Below are 11,722 nucleotides of genomic sequence, written 5' to 3'. Positions count from 1 at the left end.
GATGATGGAGTAATAGAAGTCGTGTCTTCAGGTGCCTAGCTCAGATGCCGAGCGAATGTGCCAGCATCGGCCACGACGCGTGGAGGTCGTCCTGCCAGTAACCCCATGAGTGAGTCCCGACCGGGCGGAAATTCACCTCGGCAGGGATTCCGAGTCGGTACAGCTCTTTGGCCATGTTCGATGTGCAGAAATTCACGACGGCCTCGATACCGCCGCCGACCAGTAGCTGGTCCGGGAACAGTTTGGCCTTGCCTTCCGCGAATCGAGGATTCAGCGGTGTGTCGTTGGGGATGCCGGGTAGCCCGGTGCCGGTGCTCATGTAGATCTCGGTGCCGCGAAGCTTTTCAGCGTTGAGGAGTGGGTCGTTTTCACGCCATACCGGTCCGTCGAGCGGTCCCCACATGTTCTCGACGTTTCCGCCGCCGTACAACTCGACAACCAACTTCACGAACTGTTGCCCGAGCGGATCCGACGTCTGCGCGCATCCACTGTAGGCGGCCACGCCCTTGTAGAGACCCGGATAGGCAATGGCCAAGTTCAGAACCGAGGTGCCGGACATGGAGAGGGCCGCTATCGACTGGATTCCGTTGGTATCGAACTGTGCATCGATCAACGGTGGTAGTTCCTCGCCGATGAACGTCTGCCACTTGTTTCGACCGAGGACTGGATCATCGCTTATCCAGTCGGTGTAGTAGGACCATTTTCCGGACTGTGGCGTGACCACGAAAGCGTTCTTGTCGGCAAAGAATTCGGTCGAGTCCGTCTGGGACTGCCACGTTGCGGAGTCCTCGCCGCCTCCCGCGCCGTTCAACAGGTAGAGAACTGGCCGTGGAACAGAGCCATCTGCGGGGGTCATCACCTGGACTGGAATGTTCTTGTCCATGGCCGCCGAGTAGACCTCCAGCGTCGACCGACGGTCATCGATGCGGGTGGACGACACGATGCGCGAACCATCGCCGGATGTCGCCGACGTCACGGGTAGGTCCTCGGCGGACACGACGCTCACACCTACCGCGGACGGCGTCAGCACACACAACATCACCGCTGTGCATGTCACGATTGCGTTCTTGATCTTCACGCGTCCGCCCTCCGGCGATGCTTTGACGTTAGTTCGGCGAACAGTATCACTGCCACTTACGAACGGGGCTGACAATTCCGACCTGTAACGGAACCCGCCGACGTGTCGAGTCCTAGTGCACATACCTCCCGACGAACAGGTCAGGAATACCGACGTGCCAGATTGTCCAGAGTCGCGCCGATGCCGTCGGCGTTCTTCTGCGGCATCCCGAATATCTCCAGCATTTTCGGCGCCTTGGCGGTTGCGTAGCGAAACGATTCCGTGACCGTGGTCATACCGGGTGTCGTCTCCTCGAACTCCCACCGCCACGTATGCCCCAGGGGATGCCGCCATTCGATTGCCTTGCTGGTGCCGGAATCGACGAAGTCGGTCACCGTACTGGTGATGCGGTACGGAACGCCGTACTGCTTCATTCCGACCGAGAACTTGGCTCCCTGGGTCAACCGCTCCGGTCCCTTGACCGTATCTTTCACCGTTCCCGAGCCGTCGAGTTCACCGTGCCGATGTGGGTCCGCCACGATAGCGAAGAGATCGGCGGCGGGCGCTCGTACCTCGATCCGACGAGCAACGATGCGATGTCCTTGGTCGACGATCTGTGTAGAAGCCATGACGTGCTCATACCCGTATTCGGTACATCCATGCGAGCCGCGACGGACCGAAGAGGTTCAATGGACCGATGACCGCAGCGAAGAGCGTCGATCAGAGCGAGAACGGCGAAGTGACGACCCACGTCGAGGCTTCCGTAATATGAGTCGCAGTTGCCCATGTCTGCGCGGTGAGCCCTTCGACCGCTGCTGCGAACCGTTCCTTATCGGAACGGCGACTGCACCGACGGCCGAGCACTTGATGCGATCGCGTTACAGCGCATTCAGCGTCGGCGACGCCGAATACCTGATGAACACCTGGCACAGTTCGACGGCGCCGACCGAGTTGACGCTCGACCCGCAGCAACGCTGGTATCGATTGGACGTCCACCGAACCTCCGAAGGAGGGCTGATGGACCAGACAGGCGAGGTCGAGTTCAGTGCGTTCTATCGCCATCCCGAGGGCAACGGGGTGCTCAGGGAATCTTCTCGATTCGTTCGCGAGGACAACCGATGGGTCTACCTCGACGGCGTCCTGGCGCAGTAAGCGCCTGTACTACCGCTGTTTCTGTGGCCGGTTCGTAGCGGCCCGTCGGGCTTCGTCCTTGGCCTTGACCCGCACGGCTTCCGCGCGAACCTCGTCCTGCGTCTTGCGCTCTCGAACCAGCCACTCGGGCTGCTCTTGAAGTAGCGTGTCGATCTCGGCTTCGGTCAGCGCGTCGGTGATCTCCGCTCGTGCAAGACCTGCGATGGACACCCCGAGCTTGCGCGCAATGACGTCCTTCGGGAACGGGCCGTTCTCTTGGAGGTCGACAAGCCACTGCGGCGGTTCTTTGCGCAATGCGTCCAGTTCGGCGCGGGAAATGGACGCGGCCTGAAACTCTTCCGGCGCTGCGGGAAGATAGATGCCGAGCTTGTTTGCCGCGGTAAGGGGCTTCATCTGCTGTGGTTTATTCTCCGGGCTCACCCCGACAGCCTATCTGCCCACAGCTGGACCGGACGCCACTGTCCAGGACAACGGTCCGAGTCGCCTACTGTTGAGATGTGAATTTCGACGTGCAGTCCCTCCGCTGGTACATCGCCGTCGCGGAAGAATTGCATTTCGCTCGCGCTGCCAAAACCTTGAACATCGCCCGGACTCGGTTGAGTGCCGCGGTCATCGAACTCGAAACCGAACTCGGCTACTCGTTGTTCGTCCCCGGCGCGTCGCCGACAGAGCTCACCGATCGCGGCACCGACTTCCTCCAGACCGCACGCGTGATGGTCGCCGAAGAAGATGAATCGTTGCTTGCCGATGCGTCGAACGAGCAGTCCGCCACTCTCACCGTCGGTTTCACCGAAGGCGTGACGCCGGCCAAGTGGACCCGAATCTGGTCCGAGCGATTCCCCGACATCGCATTGGAGCTGGTCCCCACCACAGCGGACACGCAGGAGTCTTCGCTTCGATCGGGCGCGGTCGATGTCGGTTTCGTTCGACTCCCGGTCGACCGGAACGATCTCAGCGTCATCGGCCTCTACGAGGAAGTGGCGGTGGTGGTCGTTCCCAAGGATCACCCAGTCGCCGCATTCGATCGCATCGCCGTGACAGACCTCGCCGACGAGCACCTGCTGCAGGAACCGTCTGCGGTTCCCGAATGGGCGTCGATCGCCACCGAAATCGTCGACGGCACGCGACTGGCACCGCCGCAGGTGAATTCACACGCCGAACTGGTCGAGTACGTTGCCGCTGGGCTGGGTATCGCCGTTCTCCCACAGTCGATCGCGCGATTGCACAGCCGCAAGGACCTCGTGTATCGCCCGATCGACGGCGTAGCGGGCTCCCCTATCGCCATTGCATGGCTCACCGACAAGACGACCGAAGAGGTCGAGGACTTCGTCGGCATCGTCCGCGGACGCTCGGTCCGAAGCTCGCGGGGAACTCCGACGCCACCCACCAGTGCAGCGAACCGTAAAAACAGTGCGGCAAAGAAGAAGCAGCAACTGGCCGCGAAGGCGAGCCAGCCGGCCAAGGGCGCACGAGGAAGCAAGAAGAATTCCTCTTCTGGCAAGCGCCCGCGGCGACCATAGAAATGGGCTTTTTGTAACTTGCTGACCAGGGCGCACCACGCGTTGACGCACCGCAGAGTGCTCGATCAGCACTCCCTCCCCCGGCCGCGTAGATATTTTCACCGCCACGGATGGCCAAGAGCTACTGCGACTTCCACGCCGTCCCGAAGAGCACCATTGAATTGGACGAGCCCACTACTCCGTGCACGGTGGGATTCCAGACGACGAACTCAGCGAAGGAGCTGTAGACCAAGTAGGGCACGTCCTTGTTGACCTGCTGCTGGATCTGGTCGACCAGTTCAGCCTTCTTGTCCTTGTCGGAGGCCAACTGCAATTCATCGATCAGCGAGTCCATTTCTGGGCTGGTGTACATCCCATAGACCTGCTTGCCCTCGCTGTGCATCGTTGCCTGCATCTTCGGAAATGGGTCGGATTCGCGGTAGGCCAGACCCCACGCCGCAAGATCGTAGTTCCGTTCCTTGGCGATAGTGCGGACCTGGTCTCCGATTGTCGGCATCAAGTTGACCTGGACATCGAAGCCAACCGCTTCCAGTTGCGCTTCGACGGCGAGCGCAGTCTGCTGCGAAGCCGGGTCGGATGCGTCGATCACTTCGAGCTTGCCGTCATACCCGTCTGTCATTGCCTCCGCAAGCAATTGCTTGGCTTTTTCAGGGGCAACGGGTGTGGCCTGGGTCTGCGTATGCCAGCGCGAATACTCCGGGAAAATCGAGCCGTTTCCAAGGTCAGAATCGCCGAATGCGCGCTGGGTGATGAGCTGCGGATCCACGGCAAGCTGCATCGCCTGACGCACGCGCGGGTCAGCGCCGGGACGGCCCTCCGAGGCATTGATGAGCGCGGCGTTTCCGGCGGCGGTCATGTTCACATAGCCGCTCATCCCGCGCTCTACGACCTCTTGGACCTCGTCGGGCTCGCGGACGAACGTCGAGTCGATGCCTCCGTTGTACATGGTTTCCAGTCCGACCTGTGTACCAGGGAGATACACGATGCGCAGCGCATCCAGGTTCGGCTCGCCTGCCCAGTAATCATCTCGTGCCGACAACGTCATGCTGTCAGCCTGAGACCAGGTAGCAAGGGCGAAGGGCCCTGCCCCGATCGGCGTGAACTTTCCGTCCGGACCGTCCGACTCGGTGGAGACGATCATGCCCGGTCCGGTTGTGAGCAACCCGGGAAAGTCGGCCCAGGACTTATTGAGTGTGTAGGTAACGGTCTTGTCGCCCGACGTCTCGATGCTCTCCACGCTGTCGTTCCAGAGCGCCGCTTCCGGAGCAGGCTTCGCCGCATAACGTTCCTGGCTCGCCTTCACCGCCGCCGCATCAACGGGCATGTTGTTGGAGAACTTCACGCCGTCCCGCAACGTCAGGGTCCAGGTCCGAAAGTCGTCACTATGGTCGAGGCCCTGCGCCATCTGCGGAACGAATTCGTTGGACTCGGTGTCGAATCGCAGCAGCGAATCGTAGATGTTCAGCATCTCTATGCCACCCGTGGTGACTGCGGCGATCGCCACTGCTGGGTCCAGCGCCGCCGGCTCTGAGTACGCCCCGAAGGAAAGGGTGCCGCCGGCGACGGGATCACCGCTGTCGGTGGCCCCCCTCATGCCCTCGCTCAACTCGTCGGTGGCGGCCCCGCTACCGGTGTCGGCCCCGCTGGCGCAGCCGACAAGCAGCAGCGTGGCCGCGACGGGTACCGCGATCGACTTCCACAGCAATTCCTTGTTGACGTACATAGAGGACTTCCTTACTTTCTCGATGGTGATTTCCTCTCTGTGGGATCGCTCTGCACCGGTGCGAAGCCGCGGAACACTCGACCGAAAAGCTTTGGGGATGCACTGTGCGCGGCGGTGAGCACCAGCAGCGCGGCCTAGGTGATAGCCGTTTCACCGGCACCGAAAGCCGGTTCCGATTCTCCCGATCAGCCTGTGCTGCGCGGAACCGAGCGCGTGTTGAGCAAGCGCTTGATTTCAATCTAACAGCAGTCGGACGAAAAACATACGAACAAAGTGAAACCAGTCACAAAGGCATATCCGCGTCGATGCACGCCACCGGGATTGCGCAACATCGATTCGCCGGGGGGATTTGAACCACGCCCCGTGATGACCCCGCGACCAGGCTTTTCAGGACATGGACAAGGTCGCGGGATGGGCAAGGTCGTGGGACGGACGAGATCACGGGCCGCAAGGAAATCAACACTCGCGGCCACAAGGCGTCAGACCCGCCCCACGAGACCAAGGGTGGCCAGTCGGAACCTGGCCATCACGCCCTTCGAGAAGCCAGACCTACCGGGGTCCGCAGCTCAATAGTGATCAGCCGCTTTACACGCAGATGCGCGCGGCGCAGCTGGATACGCGGCGCGGTCAGCGAATCGTCATCTGGCCGCCGTCGATATTCCACGACTGCCCGGTAATCCACCGTCCCTTGTCGCTGGCCAGAAATGCCACGGCAAACGCAATTTCTTGCGGGGTGCCGGCTCGGCCCAGCGGCACTCGCTCTGCGATCAGCACGCCCCACTGGTCCGCCGTCAGATCGTCCAGACGTGAAGTGGACACGATTCCCGGGCACAGCGCATTGACCCGGATTTGCTCGCTACCCAATTCCTTGGCCATCGACGAGGTCAGTGACTGCACCGCAGCCTTCGAGGCGGAGTACGCCGCCGCGTTGGCACCGCTGATCTTTCCTGCAATGGAGGAGATGTTGACGATGGTGCCGCCGCGACCCTGCGCAACGAATTGGCGAGCGAATGCCCTGCTCATCAAGAAGGTCCCGCGTACGTTCACCCGCATCACGAAGTCCCAGACGTCCGCCGCCAGGTCGGTGACCGGGACGCGGTCCCCAGCGCGAGCAGCCGCAGCGTTGTTCACGAGTATGTCGGCTCCACCGAACTCCGCGACCACCTTGTCCAGCAAGTCGCCCACTGCGGCCTCGTCGGATACGTCCAGTACCGCGGTGAGCGCGCGGACCCCGAGGCCCCGCGCCTCCTCTGCCACCGACTCGATGTCACGCCATCCACTGGCCCGTTCCTCGTCGGTGTACCGGTCGGGAGTGCGCCCCGTGCCCGTGAGCACCAGATCGCAGCCCTCGCGCGCGAGCTCCATCGCGATGGAGCGGCCGATGGATCGTATGCGGCCTGCGCCCGTAATCACCGCCACCTTGCCGACGAGCCCGCTCGCCTGCGCGCCGCCCGTCATAGCCGCTCGATAATCGCGGCGCTGGCCATGGCTCCGCCCGCGCAGACTGCGATCAAACCGAATTGCTGATCACGAAGCTCGAGCTCGTCGATTATCGCCGCGATCAACCTGATACCGGTCGAGCCCACCGGATGGCCCAACGCGATCGCGCCGCCGTTGACGTTGAGTTTGTCCGGATCCACCGCGTGCACCTGCGCCATTGACATGGGCACCGAGGCAAAAGCCTCGTTGACCTCGACCAGATCCATGTCGGACATGCTCATCCGGGCCCGATCGAGCACCCGTTGGGCAGCTTGCACAGGCCCGTCGAGTAGAAACTCGGGCTCGGCACCGATCAGGCATTGGCTCACCATGCGGGCGCGCGGACGCAGTCCGAGGTGCCGGGCGCGGGACTCGTCCATCAGAATCGCTGCGGTCGCACCATCCGAGATCTGCGAGGCGGTACCTGCGGTGTGCAGCCCACCGTCTATCACCGGACGCAACATGGACAGTGCGTCCATGGAGGTTTCCCGCAGGCCCTGGTCGTGATCGATGACAGCGGAGCCATCGGGCCCGGGCACTGTAATCGGAACGATCTGACGATCAAAGCGTTTCTCGCTCCACGCCGCAGCCGCACGCTGCTGCGAACGCAGGCCGAACAAGTCCAGATCCTCACGGGTGAAGGACCGCCGGCGCGCGATTCTATCGGCACCGACGAACTGGTTCGGGAGGTCCAGCGTCCAATCGGCCGGCTTCGGCCCGCCGAGGCCATCGGGAATGTTCGACAGCAGCGGCACCCGCGACATCATCTCGACCCCGCACGCCATGCCCACGTCTATCGCGCCCAGCGCGATCTGACCAGCGATCAGGTGCGCGGCCTGTTGGCCCGAGCCGCACTGGGCATCGATAGTGGTAGCGCCGGTCTGCTCGGAAAGCCCGGCATTGAGCCAGGCTGTGCGGGTCACGTTCGAGGCCTGCTCGCCAGCTTGGGTGACGCAGCCACCGATAGCCTGCTCCACCATCGCGGATTCGACACCGACTCGCTCCACCGCTGCGCGTTGAACCTGACCGAGCAGTTGCGCCGCGTGTAAGCCGGACAGCCAACCGCCGCGTTTTCCGTTGGGCGATCGGACGGCATCGACAATTACGGGTGTCCCCATCAGGCCTCCTAAAAGTGATGAAAACAGGGGCGCTTACATCACTGGCGACTGTAAGCACAGCACCGGGCGCGTCACCGCGCCGATCTCGATGGGCGGGACACGGAACCGTCCGCTGCGCTCGGAGTCTCGTCTGAGCTACTCGTCCTGTACGAGCCAGAAGCCGCTGAAAAATAGCGTCGTCATCAGCTCAGAGAACTCTGCCAGCGTGTATTGCTTTCGGTCCGGCCAATGAGTGGTCGACCAGAGAGTGTCTCGCACAGTCCGGTAGACGATTTCCGGCGCGATATCGGCCCGGAACGCACCCTCGTCCGCGCCCCGCTTGATCGCCTCGAGCCAGTGCTCGCGGATCCCTCGTGACGCACGGTCGACCGGTTCCAGTAGTTCGTGTTCGCGAAGATAATTGCGATCGTTCTGGTAGATCGCGGTCGCATACGGATGCAACTCGATCACCGTAAGCGTCTCACGGATCAGCCCGCGAACGATCTCGACGGGACTCGACGCCGTCGCCTCGATCAGTTTGAACCTTGCTGAGATATCGCCCATCAAGTCAGCGAGTAATTCGGCCACGATCGCGTTCTTCGACTTGAAGTAGTGGTACAGGCTTCCGGAGAAGACTCCAGCCGCTTCACCGATGTCGCGCACGGTGGTCCCCGCGACGCCCTTCCTGGCAAACAACTCCGCCGAGCTATCAAGGATCTGTGCCCTGCGGTCCGGGGTCGTTGTTGTCAAGTCATCACTTCTTGTCTGTTGTCGGACACAATCACGCCGATGCCTCAGCGTCATGAATTCTTGGTGCCTAGGACCAGCTAGATACGCCCTGGCCGGAGGCGTGCCGCAGCGTATTCACGACTATGGCCGCAAGAACTCCATGGCTAGGTTATCCACCCCTCGCTAGCCGGCGACGTGGGCTCAGCGTAACCGACTGGACGGGCTGGTCTGCCCCACGGGCCCCTTGTTCGGACCATTGTTTTCATTTCTGCGAGGCGCTGATACTCTCAAAATCAAGCGCTTGCTCAAGTATGGAATTGCGAAGGGCATCAATGGAAAACTTGGAAAAACAATTCGCCGACTTCATCGGAGTGGAAGCCGAGCCGCCCCGTGTGGCTCGCTATGACGTCAATGCCGCCATGATCCGCAACTGGGCCGAGGCCCACGACGACTTCAACCCGATCTACGTCGACCCCGAGGCTGCACGCGCAACCGGCCGCAGAGATGTCATCTGTCCACCCGCGATGATCTCTACCTGGGTCATGTCCGGTTACCGCCGTTACCGCGAGGTGCAGCGTCTCCGCGCGGAAGGCGTGATCGAGGATTTCGCCTATTCGCGATTGCTCGCCTTGCTCGACGACGCGGGTTTCACCTCGGTGGTAGCCACCAACGTCGAGCAGGAGTACTTCGCAGAGCTGTACCCAGGCGATCACGTAACGGCCTACTTCACCATCGAATCGATCTCGCCGTTCAAAAAGACGGGCCTCGGTCATGGATGCTTCATCACTCTGCTGAAGAACTACGTCAATGACGTCGGCGACACGCTGGTAGAGGAGCGGTTCCGACTGCTCCGGTTCAACCCCAACAATCAGGAGACCCACTCATGAGCGAGAGCACCGAACAGGGTCGGCACACCTCGGTCCCCCGGTTGACCGTGACGCAGGACAACGACTTCTTCTTCACCGCGGCCAAGGAAGGTCGACTGGAGATCCAGCGTTGCGTCGACTGCCGGACGCTGCGCCACCCCCCGGCCCCGGCATGCCCCGCGTGTCGCTCCTTCGAGTGGGACACCGTGGAGTCGACGCGTAAATGCACGCTGCACAGCTTCACTGTGCTGCACCACCCGAAGGACCCCGCGTTCGAGTACCCACTGGCCGTCGGGTTGGTGGATCTCGAGGAGGGCACACGGCTGGTTGCCGATATCGCCGGCATCGACCACGACGACCTCGAGTTCGGCATGGAACTCGAGGTCGCGTTCTCCGAGCATGCGCACGGGGAGATCCTGCCGCAGCTGCGCCGCCGCAGCGCAGCTGGTCTCGACGGGGAGGCCCAGTCATGAGCATGCCAAAGTGCCAGGTCGGCTACCAGCTGCCCGAGCTCGATCTTCCCCTGGACCGGACGCTGATCGTCGCGGCCGCTATGGCCTCGCAGGACTACGAGGATGTCCACCACGACCCGGGCGCGGCCCAGGGACGCGGCACCCCCGACATCTTCATGAGCATCAACTCCACGAACGGGTTCATCGACCGGTACATCACCGACTGGTCCGGGCCCGCCTCCCGCATCAAGAAGACTTCCCTGCGCCTGGGCGTGCCGAACTTCCCTGGCGACACCATGACGTTCACCGGTGAGGTCACCGCGGTCGACGGCGACGCAGTGACCGTCAAGGTGATCGGTAGCAACGCGCGGGGCCCCCATGTGACCGCCACGGTGACCGTGGAGCCGACCCCACAACAAGGAGAGAGCACATGACCCGCGGATTCTCAGGCGCCGCCGCCATCGCCGGTATCGGCGCGACAGAGTTCTCCAAGAACTCCGGACGCAGTGAGTGGCAGCTGGCCTGCGAGTCGGTAGTCGCCGCACTCGCGGACGCACAGATCGGAATCGAGGAGGTCGACGGATTCTCCCTTTTCACCATGGAGAACAACCCCGAGATCGCCGTCGCCCGCGCGCTCGGCATTCCTCAGCTCAAGTTCTTCAGCCGCATCCCGCACGGCGGCGGTGGCGCGTGTGCGCCCGTGCAACAGGCCGCGCTCGCGGTCGCAACCGGGGTGGCCGACGTCGTTGTGGTGTACCGCGCGATGAACGAACGGTCGGGACACCGATTCGGCCAAGGCCCGCCCGCCTTCGCATACAACCAGAACACGGACCAGGAGTACCGCAACTGGATCAACCCCTACGGATTGCTCACCCCCGCCCAGCAGGAGGCGTTCCTGGCCAAGCTGTACATGCACAAGTACGGTGCCACCAGCGCCGACTTCGGGGCGATCTCGGTACTCTCGCGCAAGCACGCGGCGAACAATCCGAAGGCCTGGTTCCACGAGCGACCCATCACCATCGAGGACCATCAGAATTCGCGCCTGATCGCCGATCCGATCCGGCTGCTCGATTGCTGCCAGGAGTCCGACGGTGGCGTCGCGCTGGTCATCGTCAGCGCTGAGCGTGCGCGGAACCTGCCGAACAAGCCCGCCATCATCACCGGCGCAGCGCAGGGCGTGGGCCCGCAGCAGATCTCGATGAGCAGCTACTACCGCGACGACATCGACTCCATGCCGGAAGTCGACCTCGTCGCCCAGCAGCTGTGGAGCCAGTCCGGCCTCAGCCCCGCCGACATCGACGCCGCGATTCTCTACGACGCCTTCACTCCGATGGTGCTGCTCCAGCTCGAAGAGTATGGCTTCTGCGGCAAGGGCGAGGCGAAGGACTTCATCGCCGACGGCAACCTCGAACTCGGCGGCCGCCTGCCGATCAACACCAACGGCGGCCAGCTCGGCGAGGGTTATATCCACGGCGTCAACGGCATCGCAGAGGGCGTGCGCCTGATCCGCGGCACCTCTGTGAACCAGCCCACCAAGACCTTGGACAACGTCCTGGTCACCGGCGGCTCCCCCGTACCCCACAGCGCTCTCGTGCTCTCAGCCGACCGCTAGCACTCCCCACCTTCTTGTTTCACGATCAGCCATCG

At 62.6% G+C, this 11,722-nt stretch carries 13 protein-coding genes; 6 read left to right on the top strand and 7 right to left on the bottom strand.

The features are described from left to right. Nucleotides 1–40 precede the first annotated feature (40 nt). Nucleotides 41–1,039 (bottom strand): alpha/beta hydrolase family protein, encoded by a 999-nt coding sequence (locus H2510_RS11400; RefSeq protein WP_186628513.1) that lies wholly within the window; start codon nt 1,037–1,039, stop codon nt 41–43. A 179-nt stretch (nt 1,040–1,218) separates the two neighbouring features. Then, on the bottom strand, nt 1,219–1,686 hold the full coding sequence (locus H2510_RS11395; protein ID WP_186628408.1) for an SRPBCC family protein: 468 nt from the start codon (nt 1,684–1,686) through the stop codon (nt 1,219–1,221). Nucleotides 1,687–1,825: 139 nt separating this feature from the next. Between H2510_RS11395 and H2510_RS11390 the strand changes: the two genes are divergently transcribed. Next, the gene (locus H2510_RS11390) at nt 1,826–2,209 is read left to right on the top strand and encodes a YchJ family protein (protein WP_186628407.1); all 384 of its coding nucleotides are present in this window, start codon (nt 1,826–1,828) and stop codon (nt 2,207–2,209) included. A 9-nt stretch (nt 2,210–2,218) separates the two neighbouring features. On the opposite strand, the gene H2510_RS11385 is transcribed toward H2510_RS11390, so the two are convergent. After that, nucleotides 2,219–2,629 carry a DUF5997 family protein gene (locus tag H2510_RS11385; protein WP_315901334.1) on the bottom strand — a complete coding sequence of 137 codons (411 nt, stop codon included), beginning with the start codon at nt 2,627–2,629 and terminating at the stop codon, nt 2,219–2,221. 77 nt (nt 2,630–2,706) lie between these two features. Here H2510_RS11385 and H2510_RS11380 point away from each other — a divergent pair, with 77 nt between their 5' ends. Continuing rightward, complete coding sequence (locus tag H2510_RS11380; protein ID WP_186628406.1) at nt 2,707–3,729, top strand: LysR family transcriptional regulator; 1,023 nt, start codon at nt 2,707–2,709, stop codon at nt 3,727–3,729. 121 nt (nt 3,730–3,850) lie between these two features. On the opposite strand, the gene H2510_RS11375 is transcribed toward H2510_RS11380, so the two are convergent. From H2510_RS11375 to H2510_RS11360, 4 genes are all read right to left on the bottom strand, one after another. Then, nucleotides 3,851–5,452, bottom strand: a complete 1,602-nt coding sequence (locus H2510_RS11375; RefSeq protein WP_186628405.1) for an ABC transporter substrate-binding protein — start codon at nt 5,450–5,452, stop codon at nt 3,851–3,853. Nucleotides 5,453–6,079: 627 nt separating this feature from the next. Further along, complete coding sequence (locus H2510_RS11370) at nt 6,080–6,910, bottom strand: SDR family NAD(P)-dependent oxidoreductase (RefSeq protein WP_186628404.1); 831 nt, start codon at nt 6,908–6,910, stop codon at nt 6,080–6,082. Beyond that, nucleotides 6,907–8,049 (bottom strand): steroid 3-ketoacyl-CoA thiolase, encoded by a 1,143-nt coding sequence (locus H2510_RS11365; protein WP_186628403.1) that lies wholly within the window; start codon nt 8,047–8,049, stop codon nt 6,907–6,909. Before H2510_RS11365 ends, H2510_RS11370 begins: the two co-directional genes overlap by 4 nt. 135 nt (nt 8,050–8,184) lie before the next feature. After that, entirely contained in the window at nt 8,185–8,778 is a 594-nt protein-coding gene (locus H2510_RS11360) for a TetR/AcrR family transcriptional regulator (protein ID WP_261392861.1), read from the bottom strand. Nucleotides 8,779–9,089: 311 nt separating this feature from the next. Between H2510_RS11360 and H2510_RS11355 the strand changes: the two genes are divergently transcribed. The 4 genes from H2510_RS11355 to H2510_RS11340 are packed head-to-tail and all read left to right on the top strand — an operon-like array spanning nt 9,090 to nt 11,687. Continuing rightward, nucleotides 9,090–9,644, top strand: a complete 555-nt coding sequence (locus tag H2510_RS11355; RefSeq protein WP_186628401.1) for a MaoC family dehydratase N-terminal domain-containing protein — start codon at nt 9,090–9,092, stop codon at nt 9,642–9,644. Continuing rightward, complete coding sequence (locus H2510_RS11350; RefSeq protein ID WP_186628400.1) at nt 9,641–10,096, top strand: Zn-ribbon domain-containing OB-fold protein; 456 nt, start codon at nt 9,641–9,643, stop codon at nt 10,094–10,096. The genes H2510_RS11355 and H2510_RS11350 overlap by 4 nt, the downstream gene beginning before the upstream one ends. Further along, on the top strand, nt 10,093–10,509 hold the full coding sequence (locus H2510_RS11345; protein ID WP_186628399.1) for a MaoC/PaaZ C-terminal domain-containing protein: 417 nt from the start codon (nt 10,093–10,095) through the stop codon (nt 10,507–10,509). Before H2510_RS11350 ends, H2510_RS11345 begins: the two co-directional genes overlap by 4 nt. Then, nucleotides 10,506–11,687: a lipid-transfer protein gene (locus H2510_RS11340; RefSeq protein ID WP_186628398.1), complete on the top strand. Its 1,182-nt coding sequence runs from the start codon at nt 10,506–10,508 to the stop codon at nt 11,685–11,687. Before H2510_RS11345 ends, H2510_RS11340 begins: the two co-directional genes overlap by 4 nt. Nucleotides 11,688–11,722 lie beyond the last annotated feature (35 nt).

Source organism: Rhodococcus sp. BP22, assembly GCF_014281965.1.
Taxonomy (GTDB): domain Bacteria; phylum Actinomycetota; class Actinomycetes; order Mycobacteriales; family Mycobacteriaceae; genus Rhodococcoides.
This window is presented reverse-complemented; position numbering and strand designations above follow the sequence as displayed.